Origin of the sequence: Actinosynnema mirum DSM 43827 (genome assembly GCF_000023245.1) — a bacterium.
Classification (GTDB): Bacteria; Actinomycetota; Actinomycetes; order Mycobacteriales; family Pseudonocardiaceae; genus Actinosynnema; species Actinosynnema mirum.
Genome location: NC_013093.1, coordinates 5,466,556 through 5,483,949, shown reverse-complemented (window position 1 = coordinate 5,483,949; position 17,394 = coordinate 5,466,556). Strand labels below are relative to the sequence as shown.

3 protein-coding genes are annotated in these 17,394 nt (G+C 77.7%); all 3 read left to right on the top strand.

Translation table 11 applies throughout. The features are described from left to right. The first annotated feature begins 110 nt into the window (after positions 1-110). From AMIR_RS22905 to AMIR_RS22890, 3 genes are read left to right on the top strand one after another with little or no spacing between them, the layout of a single operon-like run. Entirely contained in the window at positions 111-13,934 is a 13,824-nt protein-coding gene (locus AMIR_RS22905; protein ID WP_015803324.1) for a hybrid non-ribosomal peptide synthetase/type I polyketide synthase, read from the top strand. Then, on the top strand, positions 13,931-16,240 hold the full coding sequence (locus AMIR_RS42215) for an SDR family NAD(P)-dependent oxidoreductase (protein WP_015803323.1): 2,310 nt from the start codon (positions 13,931-13,933) through the stop codon (positions 16,238-16,240). The genes AMIR_RS22905 and AMIR_RS42215 overlap by 4 nt, the downstream gene beginning before the upstream one ends. Then, positions 16,237-17,385, top strand: a complete 1,149-nt coding sequence (locus tag AMIR_RS22890; RefSeq protein ID WP_015803322.1) for an FAD-dependent monooxygenase — start codon at positions 16,237-16,239, stop codon at positions 17,383-17,385. The genes AMIR_RS42215 and AMIR_RS22890 overlap by 4 nt, the downstream gene beginning before the upstream one ends. Positions 17,386-17,394 lie beyond the last annotated feature (9 nt).

The following is a 17,394-nucleotide window of genomic DNA, read 5'->3' as shown; positions in this document are numbered from 1 at the left end:
AGGGGCTCGAAAATCCACTCAGGACAATTCCGGTCTTCCCGGTCGAGTGGAATGCCGCAATCGCGGAAATATGCCGTGTTCGGATCTCTGCCTGTGGAGAAGGGCTGAGCATGTTGCTGCACGCAGGGCTGCGCGGAGGCTCGGCCGAGGGGAACGCCCGGAGCGGCGGGGAGGCGTCCGCCGATCCCGTCGCCGTGGTCGGGATGGGGTGCCGCTACCCGAGGGCGCTGTCCTCGCCGCAGCAGTTGTGGGACTTCGCGCTGCGCGGCGGGAACGCCGCCCGCCCGGACTTCCCCGGCGACCGGGGGTGGGACCTGCGCGCGCTGACCGACACCGGCGCGCCCGGCTCGACCTACGCGCGCGGCGGTTCCTTCCTGGACGGACCGGGGGAGTTCGACGCCGCCTTCTTCGGCGTCAGCCCGCGCGAAGCGCTCACCATGGATCCGCAGCAGCGGTTGCTGCTGGAGGTGTCCTGGGAAGCGCTGGAGCGCGCGGGCATCGCCCCCGACGCGCTGGCGGGCAGCGACGCCGGCGTCTACTTCGGAGTGGTGGCGCAGGAGTACGGCCCGCGCGTGTTCGCCGGGGCGCTGGAGCACGCGGGCCACCTCACCACCGGCACCACCCCGAGCGTGGCCTCGGGCCGCGTCGCCTACGCCCTGGGGCTCGAAGGCCCTGCCGTCACGGTGGACACCGCCTGCTCCTCGTCGCTCACCTCGGTGCACCTCGCGGTGCGGGCGCTGCGCGCGGGCGAGTGCTCGCTCGCGCTGGCGGGCGGCGCGAACGTGGTGTGCGCGCCCAGCATCCTCGTCGGCTTCGGCCACCTCGGCGCGCTGGCCCCGGACGGGGTGAGCAAGCCGTTCTCCGACGACGCCGACGGGTTCGGCGTCGCCGAGGGCGCGGGAGTGCTGGTGCTGGAACGGCTCTCCGACGCGCGTCGCCTCGGCCACCCCGTGCTCGCCGTGCTGCGCGGCACCGCCATCGGGCAGGACGGCGCGTCCGAGGGGCTGTCCGCGCCCAGCGAGCACGGCCAGCGGCGGGTGATCCGCGCCGCCCTCGCCGACGCCGGGCTCACCCCCGCCGACGTGGACGTGATCGAGGCGCACGGCACCGGCACCCGCGTCGGCGACCCCGTCGAGGCCCGCGCCCTGCTGGCCACCTACGGCGCGGCCCGCCGCGCCGACGACCCGCTGCTGATCGGGTCGATCAAGTCCAACATCGGCCACACCCAGGCCGCGTCCGGGGTCGCGGGCGTGATCAAGGCCGTGGAAGCCCTCCGGCACGGCCTGGTGCCCGGCACCCTCCACCTGACCCGCCCCACCGGCGCGGTCGACTGGTCCGGGGGCGCCCTGCGCGTCCCGACCGGAACCACCCCCTGGCCTGCCTCGGCCGCGGGCAGGCCCCGGCGCGCGGCCGTGTCCTCGTTCGGGATCAGCGGGACGAACGCCCACGTCGTCCTGGAGCAGGCCCCGCCCCCCGACCGCGCGGCGACCCCCGCCCCGTCGGGCGAGCCGCCTGCGCCGCTCGTGCTCTCCGCCCGCACCGCCCACGCCCTGCGCGAGCAGGCCGCCGCGCTGCGCGCGCACCTGGACCGCCGCCCCGACCTCGACCTGGCCGCCACCGCCCACACCCTCGCCGTCCGCCGCAGCCGGTTCGACCACCGCGCCGTGCTGGTGGCGGGCGACCGCGCCGAAGCGCTCGCCGGGCTGACCGCCCTCGCCGGGGACGCCGAGACCGTCCGGGCGCGGGCGGAGGCGGGTGCGGTGCTCGTCTTCCCCGGCCAGGGCTCGCAGTGGGTGGGCATGGCGTCGGGGCTGCTCGGGGTGGACCCGGTGTTCACCGCCTCGATCGAGGAGTGCGGCGCTGCGCTCGCCGAGTTCGTCGACTGGTCCCTGTCCGACGTGCTGCGCGGCGCCCCCGGCGCGCCTGGACCCGACCGGGTGGACGTGGTGCAGCCCGCCCTGTTCGCCGTCATGGTCTCGCTGGCCCGCTGCTGGCAGTCCTTCGGCGTGCGCCCCGCCGCGGTGATCGGGCACTCCCAGGGCGAGATCGCCGCCGCCTGCGTCGCGGGAGCGCTCTCACTGCGCGACGCCGCCGCGGTCGTCGCGTTGCGCAGCAAGGCCATCACCGCCATCGCGGGCACCGGCGGCATGGCCTCGGCGCCGCTGCCCGCCGCCGAGGTCGTCGCCCGCCTCGCGCCCTGGGCGGGCAGGCTGGAGGTGGCCGCGGTCAACGGGCCGCGCTCGACCGTGGTCTCCGGCGACGCCGAGGCCATCGGGGAGTTCGTCGCCGCCGCCGAGGCCGACGACGTCCGGGTCCGCCGGGTGCCGGTGGACTACGCGTCCCACTCGGCGCACGTCGAAGCGCTCGACGGCGCGGTCCAGGGGGCGCTCGCCGACATCGCGCCCACCGCCTGCGAGGTGGAGTTCCTCTCCTCGGTGACCGGCGGACCGGTCGAGGGCGGGCGGTTGGACGCCGCGTACTGGTACCGCAACCTGCGGCGCACGGTGCGCTTCGAGGAGGCCGTGCGCGCCGCCCACGCGCGCGGGCACCGCTTCTTCATCGAGGTCAGCCCGCACCCCGTGCTCACCGTGGGGGTGGAGGAGTCGCTCCAGGACGCCCCGGTCGACGACCCGGTCGTGGTCGTGGGCACCCTGCGCCGCGACGACGGCGGCCCGCGCCGCCTGCTGGCCTCGGTCGCCGAGGCGCACGCCGCGGGCCTGCCGGTGGACCTGACCGCCCGCCTGGGCGACCGGCCCGCGGTCGAGCTGCCCACGTACCCCTTCCGGCGCCAGCGGTTCTGGCTGCCGCCCACCACCGGGACGACCCCGGCCGGACCGGCCCCGGAGCACCCGCTGCTGGACGCCGCGCACGACCACCCCGAGCACGACGGCCTCCAGTTCACCGGCCGCCTCTCCCTGTCCACCCACCCCTGGCTGGCCGACCACGCCGTGGACGGGGTGGTGCTGCTGCCCGGCGCGGCCGTGGTCGAGCTGGCCGCCTTCGCCGGGCGGCGCGCGGGCCACCCCGAGGTGACCGAGCTGGTGCTGCGCGAGCCGCTGGTGGTCCCGGCGGAGGGCGCGGTGCTGCTGCGCGTCGTCGTCACCGGGGGCACCCCCGACGGCCCCGGCGTGCGGCTCTACTCCCGCCGCGACACCTCGCTGGGCGCCGGGGCAGGCTGGACCAAGCACGCCGAGGGCTCCCTGGGCGCCGCACCGCCCGCGCCCGCGCCGGACCGGGCCGCCTGGCCCCCCGAGGGCGCCGAACCGGTGGACGTGTCCGACGCCTACGACCGGCTGGCCGCGCGCGGCTACCACTACGGCCCGGCCTTCCGGGGACTGCGCGCGCTCTGGCGCCGTGGCGCGGAGATCCACGCCGAGGTCGCCCTGCCCGGCGGGGGCGGCCCAGGGGAGTCCGGCACAGCGGAGTCCGGCACAGGGGGGTTCGGCACCGGGGAGTTCGGCCCAGGGGAGTCCGGCACAGCGGAGTTCGGCACAGGGAAGTCCGGCACCGGGGAGTCCGGCACCGGCGAGTTCGACCTGCACCCGGCCCTGTTCGACGCCGCCCTGCACGCCCTCGTGCACGTCGCCCCCGACGCCGGGGCAGGCGGGATCAGGCTGCCCTTCTCCTGGTCGGGCGTCCGGCTGCACGCCGTGGGCGCCACCGCCCTGCGGGTGAGCATCACCGAGACCGGCCCCGACACCTACGCGCTGGCGCTGGCCGACCCCACCGGGCAGCCGGTGTGCGAGGTGGGGGAGCTGCTCCTGCGGCCGATCACCCCCGACCGGCTCCACGCGGTGCGCGCCGGGGTCCGCGACGCGCTGCACAGCGTGGAGTGGACCCCCGTGCCGGTGGGCGCGGCGGGCGTCCCCGAGTGGGTGGAGTGGGCCGAGTGGGTCGGCGGGACCCCGGCGCGGGCCGTCGTCCTGCGCCTCGACGCCGCCGCCGACGGCGCGGACCTCCCGCACCGGGCGCGGCGGGCGCTGGACGAGGTCCTGCTCCTCGTGCAGCGGTGGCTGGCGGACCCGCGCGCCGAGGGCGCCACCCTGGTCGTGCTCACCCGGCGCGCGGTGTCGACCGGTCCCGGCGAGGACGTCGAGGACCTGGCCGCCGCCCCGGTGTGGGGGCTGGTGCGCAGCGCCCGGACCGAGCACCCCGACCGCGTCGCGCTGGTGGACCTGGACGACTGGGCGGGCTGGCGCGACCGCGTCCCGCGGGCCCTCGCCGCCCTCGCGGCGGGAGAGGGCGAGGTGGCGCTCCGGCGGGACGCGCTCGTGGCGCCGCGCCTGGCGCCCGCGTCCGGCGCGGTCACCGAGGGGCTCGACCTGCTGGGCGGCCCCGGCTGGCGGCTGCGCACCCTGGGCGCGGGCACCCTGGAGGCGGCCAACACCGCGTTCGCGGACTGGCCCGAGTCGCGGCGACCGCTCGCCCCCGGACAGGTGCGGGTCGCGGTGCGCGCGGTCGGGCTGAACTTCCGCGACGTCATGATCGCCCACGGGCTCTACCCCGATCCGCTCGTGGACCTGGGGAACGAGGGCGCGGGCGTGGTGCTGGAGGTCGCGGACGACGTCCACGACCTGGCGCCCGGCGACCGGGTCATGGGCATGTTCTACGGCGTCGGCCCGGTGGTGGCGCGCGAGCGCGGCTACTTCGCCCGCTTCCCGGACTCCTGGACCTGGGCCGAGGCCGCCGCCACCCCGGCGGTGTTCCTCACCGCGCACTTCGCGCTGCGCGGGCTCACCCCCGGCGCGCGGGTGCTGGTGCACGCCGGGACCGGCGGGGTCGGCATGGCGGCCACCCGGCTCGCCCACCACCTCGGCGCCGAGGTCTTCGCCACCGCCTCCCCCGCGAAGCAGCACCTGCTGCGCGCCGCGGGCCTGGCCGAGGACCACGTGGCGGGCTCGCGCACCCTCGACTTCCGCGACCGGTTCCTGGCAGCCACCGGCGGCGCGGGCGTGGACGTGGTGCTCAACTCCCTCGCGGGCGGGTTCGTCGACGCCTCGCTCGATCTGCTGCCGCGCGGCGGCGACTTCGTCGAGCTGGGCAAGACCGACCCGCGCGACGCCGACGAGATCGCCGGGACCCGTCCCGGCGTGCGCTACCGGCACTTCGACCTGACCCAGGTCGGCCCGGAGGAGACCGGGGCGGCCCTGGCCGAGCTGGGCGCGCTGTTCGAGCGGGGCGCGCTGCGCCCGCTGCCGGTGTCGGTGCGCGACGTGCGGCAGGCACCCGCCGCGCTCAGGACCCTCGCCCAGGCCCACCACACCGGCAAGCTCGCCCTCACCCTCCCGCGCCCCCTCGACCCCGACGGCACCGTGCTGATCACCGGCGGCACCGGCGTCCTGGGCGGCCTGCTCGCCCGCCACCTGGTCACCACCAGGGGCGTGCGGCGCCTGCTGCTGGCCTCGCGCGGCGGACCCGACGCCCCGGCCGCCCGCGCGCTGGTGGCGGACCTGCGCGCGCTGGGCGCCGAACCCCTGGTCGTGGCCTGCGACGTGGCCGAACCCGGGGCGTGGGCCGCGCTGTCGGCCGCCGTGCCCGCGCGGCACCCGCTCACCGCCGTCGTCCACGCCGCGGGCGTGCTGGACGACGCCGTGCTCACCGCGCTGACCCCGCAGCGGCTCGACCGCGTGCTGCGGCCCAAGCTCGACGCGGCCTGGCGCCTGCACGAGGCCACCGCCGACCTGGACCTGGCCGCCTTCGTGCTGTTCTCCTCGGCGGCGGGCCTGCTGGGGACGCCGGGGCAGGCCAACTACGCCGCGGCCAACACCTTCCTCGACGCGCTGGCCGAGCACCGCCGCCAGCGCGGCCTGCCCGCGACCGCGCTGGCCTGGGGCCTGTGGGCGGACGGCTCCGGCATGACAGGCCACCTCGACGACCGCGACCTCGCCCGGCTGCGCCGCGCGGGCTTCACCGCCATGTCCGCCGCCGAGGGCCTCGCCCTGTTCGACGCCGCCCTGGACGACGGCCGGGCGCTGCTGGTCCCGGCCCGCCTCGACCCGACGTCCGGGCGCGCGGCGGACCGGCCCGCCCTGCTCGGCGGCCCGGTCAGGTCCGCGCCCCGCGCGGCGGGCGGCCCCGCCACCGCGCGGCGGCCCCGCGCGGGCGACCTGGCGGGCCTGCCCGAGGCCGAGCGCCGAGCGGTGCTGACCGACCTGGTCCGCGCCGTCGCCGCCACCGTGCTGGGCCACGACTCGGCCGAGGACATCGACCCGAACGCGCGGTTCCAGCACCTGGGGTTCGACTCCCTGGGCGGGGTGGACTTCCGCAACAGGCTCCGCAGGGCCACCGGCCTGCCGGTGCCGACCAACGCCGTGATCGACCACAAGACCCCGGCGGCGCTCACGACGCACCTGCTGACCCTCGTCACCCCGACCGCCGAAGCACCCGCCCCCGCGCCACCCGCCCCACCCGCGCACGGCGCTGTTGCGAATGGCGCTGTCCCGAATGGCGCTGTCCCGCGCAGCACCGCCCCGAACGGCACCGCCCCGAACGGGGCCGCCCCGCAGAGCCCTGTTCCCCACCGCGCCGCCCCGAACGGCGCCACTCCGAACGGCGCCACTCCACACGCCACCGCCCCGCCGGTCACCACCCCGCCGGAGGCGACCGGGGAAACGCACCCGCTGAGCCACTACCAGCGCGACGTCGTGGGCGTCGGCCTCGCCCACCCCGAGCTGCGCCAGGCCCAGCCCAGCGGGTACCTGCGGTTGCGCGGCGCCACCGACGTCGAGCGGGTGCGCGCCGCCATCCGCCGGACCGCCCTGCGCCACGACGCGATGCGGCTGCGGCTGGAGGTCTGCGGCGACGAGTGGCGGCAGCGCGTGCTGCCCGACTACCCCGACGTCGAGGTGGTCGACTTCCGCGCCGGGCCCGACCCGGCGGGGGAGTGCCTGCGGTGGATCGAGCGGGCCGTCGACACCCCCGTCCCCCTGGCCGGACCGCTGGTGCGGACGGTGGTCCTGGTCGACGACGACGCCTCCCTGGTCGTCTTCACCCGCTTCCACCACGTCGTGGCCGACGCCTGGGGCATCAACCTCGCGCTCGGCGACATCGCCGCCGCCTGCCGCGCCGAAGCGCCCCCGGCCCCGCTCTCCCCGGCGCCGAGCTGCCTGGAGGCGGTGGCGGCCGACGCGCGCTACCGGTGCTCACCCGAGCGCGAGGCCGATCGTGACGCCCTGGTCGACGTGCTGGCGCCGTTGCGGCCCGCCCTGTTCCCCCGCGCCGCGTCCGCGCGCGCCCACCGCCGCCTGCGCCACTCCACCAGGGTGGACGCCGACGTGGTCGACCGCATCCGCGCCACCGGGCGTTCGGTGTTCTCGGTGACCGCCGCCGCCCTGGCCGCCTACCTGCGCCGCCTGCACCGCGAGGGCGACGTCGTGCTGGGCGTCCCGCTGCTCAACCGCCGCACGCCCGCCGAGCGGGCCACCATGTCGCACGTCACCAACACCCTTCCGCTGCATGTGCCCGTCGACGAGCGGGACACGCTGCCGGAGCTGGCCGACCGGGTGGCCTCCGGGGTCGGCGAGCTGCTGACCCACCAGCGGTTCGCGCTCGGCGACCTGCGCGCCGCGCTGCGCTCGGCGGGCAACCCGGCCAGGGACCTGTTCGACGTCACCTACTCCTACATCACCGTCCCCGAGGACGGCCTCGGGGAGGACGTCGAGCTGACCGTGCTCGCCTCCGGCTACGCCCTCGACGCGGTCAACGTCGTCGCCCGCGAGCACCGCTCCGACGGCTCGTTGCACCTGGACGTCTTCTACGCCGACGACGTGCTCGACGGCGACCTGACCGTCGACGCGGTGACCGGGCACGTCGCCCGCCTGCTCCGGGCGGGCCTGGACGACCCGACCGCCCCGGTGGGCTCGCTGCCGGTGCTCGGCCGGGCCGAGTCCGCCCGCCTCGACGCCTTCGAGCGCCCCGAGGCGGTGGGCTTCGACGAGACCACCACCCTCGACCGGCTGTTCGCCGAGCAGGCGGAGCGCACCCCCGGCCGCCGCGCGCTGACCTGGTCCGACCCGGACGGGACCACCCGCGAGCTGACCTACCGGCAGTTCCACCGGCACGTCGCCCGAGTGGCCGGGCTGCTGCGCGCGCGGGGCCTGCGACCCGAGGAGCCCGTGCCGGTGGTGCTGCCGCGCTCCCCGAGCTTCCTGGTCGCCGTCCACGCGGTGCACGCGGCGGGCGGGGCCTACGTGCCGGTCGACCCCGCCCACCCGGCCGAGCGCGTGCGGACCATCCTGGGCGACTGCGGCGCCCGCCTCGCCATCGCCGACGTCGACCTGGGCGACCTCGGCGTGCCGTCCCTCGCGGTGGACCTCGACGCGGACCTCGCTGCGGACCTCGACGCGGACCTCGCTGCGGACCTCGCTGCTGACCTCGCTGCTGACCTCACTGCCGACCCGGCGGCGGCCCCCTGGACGGACCAGGCGGCAGACCCCGCGGCCGACAGCGCCGTCCCCGCCCCGGTCACCACCACCCGGCCCGGCGACCTCGCCTACGTCATCTACACCTCCGGCTCCACCGGCGTGCCCAAGGGCGTGATGGTCGAGCACCGCTCGGTGGTCAACCGCCTGGCCTGGATGCAGCGCCGCCACCCGCTGGGGCCGGACGACGTCGTCCTGCACAAGACCCCCACCACGTTCGACGTCTCCGTGTGGGAGCTGCTGTGGTGGGCGCACGCGGGCGCGACGGTGGCGGTGCTCCCGGCGGGCGCCGAGCGCGACCCGCGCGAGCTGGCCGCCGCGATCGAGCGCCACGGCGCCACGGTCGTCCACTTCGTGCCCTCCATGCTCGGCCCCTTCCTCGACCACGTGGAGGCCGACCCGCGCGCCGCCGAGCGGGTGCGCACCCTGCGCCGGGTCTTCGCCAGCGGCGAGGCGCTGACCCCGGCGCTGGCGGAGCGGTTCCGCGCGGTGCTCGCCGCCGCCGGCAACCCGGAGGCGCGGCTGACCAACCTGTACGGGCCCACCGAGGCCACCGTGGACGTGTCCCACCACGACGTCCCGGCCGACGGCCCGCTGACGCGCGTCCCCATCGGCAGGCCCGTCGACAACACCGCGCTGCTGGTGCTCGACGCCGCCGGTCGCCGCTGCCCGGTCGGCGTGCCCGGCGAGCTGAACATCGCCGGTGTCGCCCTGGCCCGCGGCTACCTGGGCAGGCCCGCGCTCACCGCCGAGGCGTTCGTGGTGGACGAGTCGATCCCCGAGGGCCGCCGCTACCGCACCGGCGACCTGGCCCGCTGGCTGGCGGGCGGCGACCTGGAGTACCTGGGCAGGCTCGACGACCAGGTCAAGATCCGGGGCAACCGGGTCGCCCCCGGCGAGGTCGAGGCCGCGCTGACCCGCTGCCCTGGGGTGTCGGCCGCCGCGGTCGTCCCGGAGGACGGCGGCTCGGGCGCCCGGCTGGTCGCCTACCTCGTCGCACCGCACGCCGACGGGACCGACCTGGTGCGCGCGGTGGTGGACTCGCTGAACCTGCGGCTGCCGGGGTACATGGTGCCCTCCGAGTACGTCCGGGTGGACGGGCTGCCGCTGACCCCCGGCGGCAAGGTCGACCGCCGGGCGCTGGCCGCGCTGGGCCGCCGCGAGCGCGGCTCGGGCCGCCCCGGCAACCCGCTCGAGGAGGCCGTCGCCGAGGTCTGGCGCGAGGTCCTGGGCACCGACGCCTTCGGCGTGCACGACGACTTCTTCACCGTTGGCGGCGACTCCATCCTGGTGCTGCGGATGCGCACCGAGGCGGAGAGGCGCGGCCTGCCCTTCGACCTCGACCGGTTCCACGCCCACCCCACCGTCGCCGCGCTCGCCGCGGGCCTGGACGCGGCGGCGCCCGCCCTCCCCGCCGTCGCCCCGGTCACCGAGCCGTTCGAGCTGGTGCCGCTGATCGACCGCGCGGGCCTGCTCGGCGTCGAGGACGCCTTCCCCGCCACCCGGCTCCAGCTGGGGATGCTCTTCCACAGCCGCCAGCGCGCCGGTTCCCCGCTGTACAAGGACGTCTTCCGCTACCGGCTGCGCCTGCCCTGGGACGAGGCCGCCTTCCGCCGCGCCGCGGCGGACCTGGCGCGCCGCCACCCCGCGCTGCGCTCGACGTTCGACCTCACCGGCCGCTCCACCCCGCTCCAGCTCGTCCTCGCCGAGGCGCCCGACGCGGTGGAGGTCGTCCACGGCCCCGCCGACCCCGAGGCGCTGGAGCGGGAGGTCGAGGCCCGCCTGGACGCGCTGCACCACGCCGACTACCCGCTGCTGGACGACGACCCCGACCACCCCGCCCCACTGCACCGCGTCTGCGCGGTCGTCCACGGGGACGACTCCGGCCAGGTGGACCTGGTGCTCGCCTTCCACCACGCGATCCTCGACGGCTGGAGCGCGGCGGCCCTGGTCGGCGAGCTGCTGGAGGACCACCTGGCGCTGGTGGCGGGCCGCGCGCCCGCCGACCGCGCCCCCAGCCCGGCGCTGCTGCTGGCCGAGCAGGTGCGCGCCGAGCACGACGCCTGCCACGACCAGGCCCACCACCGCCACTGGGCGCGGGCGCTGGAGCGCTCCCGGCCCACCACCGTCGAGTCGGTGCGGGCGCACGTGAGCGCGCCCGGCGGGGGCGAGCGCACCCTGGTGCTGCCCGCCTGGCTGGACGCCTGCGCCAAGGACTTCGCCCGCCGCCGGGGCGTGCCGCTGAAGTCGCTGCTGCTGGCCGCCCACTGCCTGGCGCTGCGGGCCGTGACCGGCGAGGAGGACGTCACCACCGGCTGCGTCACCCACACCCGCCCCGAGCGCGCGGGCGCGGAGCTGTGCGCCGGGCTGTTCCTCAACACCGTCCCGGTCCGCCTGGCCGACGGCCCGCGCACCTGGGGCGAGGCCGTGGACCACGTGCTGCGCTGGGAGCGCGAGTCCTACCCGCACCGCCGCCTGCCGCTGAGCGTCCTGCAGGACGAGCGGGGCGGGCCGGTGCTCGAGACCGCGTTCAACTTCGTCAACCACCACGTCCTGGCGCAGACCCTGCGCGGCGACGACCCTGGCTCGCCCGCCGCGTCGCTGGTGGACGTGGCGGTGCGCGAGGAGACCAACTTCGCCCTGCTCACCACCGCGGTGGTGGACCCGCGCGACGGCAGGCTGGCCCTGCGGCTGAGCTCGGGCGGTGACGCGCTCACCGACGAGCAGTGCGCCGAGTTCGGCAGGCTCCTGATCGGCGTCCTTGCCGACACCGTCCGGCGGCCCGACGCCGCGATCGACCTCGACGCCCTCCGGTGGCGCGACGTGACCGAGGCGGTCGCCCACGCCGCCGCGCTGCACCCGTCCGCCACCGCCGTCGTGGGTGACACCGCGAGCCTGGACTACCGCGCGCTCGACGACACCGCCGACGCGATCGCCCGACACCTGCTGGACCTGGGGATGCCGCCCGGCGCCCGCGTGGCGGTGCGGATGCGCCGGGGCGTCGCCCTGGTGGCGGTGGTGCTGGGCGTCATGCGCGCGGGCGCGGCCGTGGTGCCGCTGGACCCGGACTACCCGCAGGCCCGCGTCCGCGCCATGGCGGACATCGCCGCGCCGTGGCGGGTGGTCGCCGACCCGGACCTGCGCGCCGCGCTCGGCGGCGTGCCCACGATCGACCCCGCAGAGCTGCTGGCCCCGCCAGGGCGCGACCCCGCGCCGCTGCCGCGACCGGGACCGGAGGACATCGCCTACGTGCTGTTCACCTCCGGCTCCACCGGCGAGCCGAGGGGCGTGGCCATGCCCCACCGGGCGCTGGCGAACCTCGTCGAGTGGCAGAACCGGCGCGCCACCGGCCGTGCGGCGGCGGGCGGGCGCGCGCCGACCACGCTGCAGTTCGCGCCGCTGAGCTTCGACGTCTCCTTCCAGGAGATCTTCTCCACCCTGTGCGGGGGCGGCGCCCTGCGCGTGCCCGAGGACGGCCTGCGGCAGGACGTGCCCGCGCTCCTGCGGGTGATCCGCGCGGCGGGCGTCGAGCGGGTCTACCTGCCCTACGTGGCGCTCCAGGCGCTGGCCGAGGCCGCCGTCGACGCCTGCCCGGACTCGCTGCGCTCCATCGTCTCCTCCGGCGAGCAGTTGCGCGTCACCCCCGAGATCCGCGCGCTGTGCGCGGCCAACCCGGCCCTGGTGCTGGAGAACCAGTACGGCCCGACGGAGACCCACGTGGTGCTGGCCCACCCGCTGCCGGGGGGCGGCGGGCACCCGCCGCTGCCGCCGGTCGGCGACCCGGTCTCGGGGGTCGGGGTCAGCCTGCTCGACGAGCGGCTGCGACCGGTGCCGCCGGGGACGCGGGGGGAGATCTACGTCGAGGGCCCGTGCCTCGGCCAGGGCTACGAGAACCGGCCCGGCCTGACCGCCGAGCGGTTCGTCGCGGCGCCCTCGGGGCGGCTGCGCTACCGCACTGGCGACATCGGGCTCATGCTCCCGGACGGGGGGATCGTGTTCCTGGGCCGTGCCGACAACCAGGTCAAGGTGCGCGGCTACCGCGTCGAGTGCGCCGAGGTGGAGCTGGCGCTGCTGCGGCTCGCCGGGGAGCGGGCCGGGCTGGAGCAGGTGGCCGTGGTGGCCCGCGACCTGGGCGGCGGGGACGCGGCGCTGGAGGCGTTCCTGGTCGGCGACCCGGCGCGGGTCGATCCCGCGGAGCTGCGGGTGCGGCTGGCCGAGCACCTGCCGCCGCACCTGACGCCCTCGCGCTACCACTGGGTCGCGGCGATCCCGCTGACCCCCAGCGGCAAGCGCGACGACGCCGCGCTGCGCGCGCTGGCCACCCGCCCCCCGGCCCCCGCCGCGCCGGGGGACGAGCTGGAGGAGGCCGTCGCCGGGCTGCTGGCGGAGTTCGCCCACGTGGACCGACTCGGCGTGGACACCGGCTTCTTCGACGCGGGCGGCACCTCCATCGGCGCCACCCGCGCCGCGATGACCATCGCCCGGCGGTGGGCGGTGGACCTGCCGCTCCAGGCGTTCCTCGCCGCGCCCACCGCGCGGGAGCTGGCCGGGGTCATCCGGGCGCACGGCGCCCGCCGACCGGCCTTCGACCCGGTGGTGACCCTGCGGGAGGGCGGGCGCGGGACGCCGCTGTTCCTGGTGCACCCCATCGGCGGCAACGTGCTGTGCTACCGCGAGCTGGCCGCGCTCCTGCCCGGCGACCGACCGGTGCACGGCCTCCAGGCCGCGGGCGCCGACCCCGGCACCGAACCGCTGACCTCGGTGCCCGCGCTGGCCGACGCCTACACCCGCGCGATCCGCCGCGTCCACCCGCACGGCCCCTTCCACGTCGCGGGCTGGTCCTTCGGCGGCTACGTCGCGCTGGAGATCGCCGAGGCGCTCGGCGCGGCGCAGGTGCCCACCGCGACCCTCCTGGACACCGTCGCCCTGGACACCGCGGCCCTGGACACCGCAGCCCCCGGCGAGCGCGCCCGCCCACCCGTGCCGGAGCGGCAGCTCATCGGGTTCTTCTTCCGCGAGCTGCTCTGGTACTCCTCCGGCGGGGCCGACCTGGCCGACGAGCCGGACCCGACCGGGGACGCCGAGCCGCTCCTCGACGCCGAGCGGCTCTTCGACGAGGGCCTTGCCCGGTGCGTGGCGCTGGGCATCCTGCCCGAGGACGGCTCGCCGCAGCTGCTGCGCAGGCTCTACGAGGTCTTCCGGGCCAACTACCGGGCGGTGCTCGACCACCGGCCGCGACGGGTGCGCCGCCCGGTGCGCCTGCTGCGCGCCGCCGAGGAGCTGCCCGCCAACCTCGCCATCGCCCACCGCGCGGTGGGCGGTCTGCTCGCCGACCGGGGCAACGGCTGGCGGGCGGCGGACGGGCATCCCGTCGAGGTGGTCGAGGTCCCCGGCAACCACCTGTCGATGATGACCGCGCCGCACGTCCGCACCGTCGCCAGGGTCCTCGGCGACGGCTTGGACCGCGCCGATGACCCGCGCCGCGCCGACTCGGGCGTCGAGGTGGCCCGGTGACCCCGGCGGGCGAGGTCCGCCGGGCGCTGAGCCCGATGGAGCGCTGGTACTGGGTCTGCGACCGGCTCTCCGCGCTCAACGTCGTCGCGCGGGTCCGGGTGCTCGGCCCCTGCGCGACCGCCGACCTGGAGCGGGCCGCCGCGACCCTGGTCCGGCGGCACCCGCTGCTGCGGGTGGCCGTCGCCGCCGACCCCGAGCCGCGCTTCGTCCCGGCGACCGGTCCCCGCGTCCCGGTGCGCCGCGTCGAGGCCACCCGGCCCGACCAGTGGCAGCACGAGGTCGACGAGGTCGAGCTGGCGACCCCGCTGGACCACCGCGCGGGCCCGCTGATCCGGGTGGTCCACATCCGGCACGGCCGGGGCGCGCACGGGCACGGCGAGCACGGGCACGGCGCGCACGGGCACGGCGAGGACGAGCACGGCCCGGACGAGCACGACGTGGTGCTCACCGCCTCTCACGTCATCGCCGACGGCACCACCGCCCTGGCGCTGCTGCGGGAGCTGGTGGAGCAGGCCGCCGCCCCCTCGGACGCCCCGCCGCGCGCCCCGCTGCCCCCGCCCGAGGCGCTGCTGCCCGCGCGGGTCAACGGTCTGCCCAGGGCGGTGCACCTGGTCGCGCTCTCCCTGGCCGATCAGCTCGCCGCCGCCCTCGCCCGCCCCCGGCGGCTCGCGCCGGGCACCTCGGTGCCGCCCACCCGGCGGCGCACCCGGCTGCTGCACCGCGAACTCGACCCCGCGACGCTGACCCGCCTGGTCGACCGCTGCCGCGCCGAGGGCGTGACCGTGCACGGCGCGCTCACCGCCGCGCTGGCGCTGGCCGTGGCCGACGAGGGCGGGACCCGGACGGCGCGGAGGGTCACCATCGGGTCCCCCGTGGACTTCCGCGCCGACCTCGTCCCACCGGTCGACCCCCTGGACGCGGGCGCCTACGTGGCCACCGTCCCCTCGCACGTGCGGGTCGAGCCGGGCGACCTGTGGCGCACCGCCCGAGGCGCCCAGCGGGACCTGCGCCGCCGCAGGCGCCTCCACCACCACCTCGCGCTGGTCTCCCTGCTGCGGTTCATCTCGCCCCGCTCGGTCGAGGGCAGCGCCGGGGTCGTCGCGATGATCGACCGGTCGGGGCCGGGCAACGTGTGCCTGTCCAACCTCGGCCGCCTCGACTTCCCCGACCGCGCCGGGACGTGCGCGCTGTCCGGGGCGCAGTTCGCCGCGGGCATCTCGGTCAGCGGCTACCTCGTGGCCGCCGTCAGCACCAGCCACTCGGCGCTGCACTGGAACTTCACCCACGTGGCCGACGCCGTCGACCACCGGCGGGCCGAGCGCCTGGCCGACCGGGCGGTGGGCGCCCTGCGGTCCGCCCTCACGACACCGCCGGGCCCCGCCCGGCGCCGGAACGAGAGGTCGACGATGGCGAAGAGCGGAAACCGGGGCGCGGTCGTGCTCACCGGGGCGTCGTCCGGGCTCGGCGAGGCCGCGGCGCTGGCGCTGGCCCGCGCCGGGTTCACCGTGCACGCGGGCGTGCGCTCCGAGGACGCCGCGGCCCGGCTCGCGCGGGCGCACCCGGCGATCCGGCCGCTGCTGCTCGACGTGACCGGGGAGGACTCGGTGGCCGCCGCGGGCGCCGAGGTCCGCCGGGAGGTCGGCGAGGCCGGGCTGGTCGGCCTGGTGAACAACGCGGGGATCTGCGTGTCCGCGCCGCTGGAGTGCGTGCCGCTGGACGACCTGCGCGCCGAGCTGGAGGTCAACCTGATCGGCGCGATCGCGGTCACCCAGGAGTTCCTGCCGCTGCTGCGCACCAGGGCGCGGGGCGCGCCCGACGGGCCCGCCGGGCGGATCGTCAACGTCAGCTCCGGCATCGGCCGGGTCGCCGCCCCGTTCCTCGGCCCCTACGCCGCGTCCCAGTTCGCCAAGGAGGGCGTCTCGGACGCGCTGCGCCGCGAGCTGGCCCCGCTGTCGGTCAGCGTGTCGGTGCTGGAGCCCGGCGCGGTCATGACCCCCATCTGGTCCAAGGTGGCGGTCGCCGCCCGCGACGTGCTCGACAAGGCGCCCGCCGAGGTGGCCGCGCTGTACCGGGCGCGGTTCGAGGCGTTCGTGGCCGCCAACGAGGCGCGGGCGCGGGGCAGCCGCACCCGGCCCGAGGCCGTCGCGGCGGCCGTCGTCCACGCCATGACCGCCCGCCGCCCCCGCACCCGCTACCGGGTCGGCCCGGACGCCTGGACCGCCTCGGTGGCCGCCCGCGCGCTGCCCGACCGGGTGCTGGACTCGGTGATCCGCCGCCAGTTCCGCGCGGGGGAGGGGCGGTCGTGAGGGTCCTGGTCGCGGGCGCCGGGGTCGGCGGGCTGACCACGGCCATCGCCCTGCGCGCGAAGGGCTTCGACGTCGAGGTGCTGGAAGCCGCGCCGGGCCCGCGCACCGAGGGCGGCGGCCTCGGGTTGGCCGCCAACGCCACCAAGGTCCTCGCCGCCCTCGGCCTGGACGTGGTCGGGTCGGGCGTGGGGCGCGTGTGCACCAGCTTCCGCCTGCGCACCCAGGACGGCAGGCTCATGCGCGACCTGCCGATCAGGGCCATCTCCGCCGAGCTGGGCTCCCCGGTGGTCAACGTCCGCCGCGGCGACCTGCTCGCCCTGCTGCGCGACTCGCTGGGCGACACCCCCGTCCGCTACGGCGCCGCCGTCGCCGACCACCGCGTCGACCGCTCCGGGGTGTCGGTCGCCCTGGCGGACGGCGGCGTCCGCACCGCCGACGTCCTGGTCGGCGCCGACGGCATCCGCTCGGCGGTGCGGGCGCGGCTCGTGGGCGAGCACCCGGTCCGCGAGCACGGCTACGTCTGCTGGATCGCCACCACCGCCTTCGCGCACCCCCGCCTGCCCGAGGGCGGCGCCGCCCACTACTGGGGCAGGGGGCAGCGCTTCGGGCTGATCGACATCGGCGGCGGCCACGCCTACTGGTGGGGCACCAAGAACGTGCCGCTGCCGCAGGCCCGCCGCTGGACCGGCGGCAAGCTCGGCGTCCAGGCCGCGTTCGCCCGCTGGGCGGCGGAGGTGCGCGAGGTGATCGCGGCCACCCCGGAGGCCGACATCCTGGCCGTGCCCGCCCAGGACCGCCCGTTCCTCGCCACCTGGGGCGCGGGCCCGGTCACCCTGGTCGGCGACGCCGCCCACCCCATGCTCACCAGCCTCAGCCAGGGCGCGGGCTCGACCGTCGAGGACGCCCACGCGCTGGCGCACCACCTCGCCGCGGGCGGCGATCCCGCCCACGCCCTGCGCCGCTACGAGGCCGACCGGCGCGACCGCACGCGAGGGCTGGTGGCCGCCTCCCTGCGGCTGAGCCGGGTCGAGCAGCTGGCCAACCCCCTGGCCACCCGGCTGCGGGACCTGGTCATCCGGCACGCCCCCGCGCGGGTCGTGCGCGACCAGAACGCCGCACCCATGCGTTACGACCTGCCCGGCTGACGCCGCGCC

What these genes read in the sequence shown, in the direction of transcription:
- AMIR_RS22905 (WP_015803324.1), top strand. Translation starts at nt 111, where the DNA reads ATGTTGCTGCACGCAGGGCTGCGCGGAGGCTCGGCCGAGGGGAACGCC.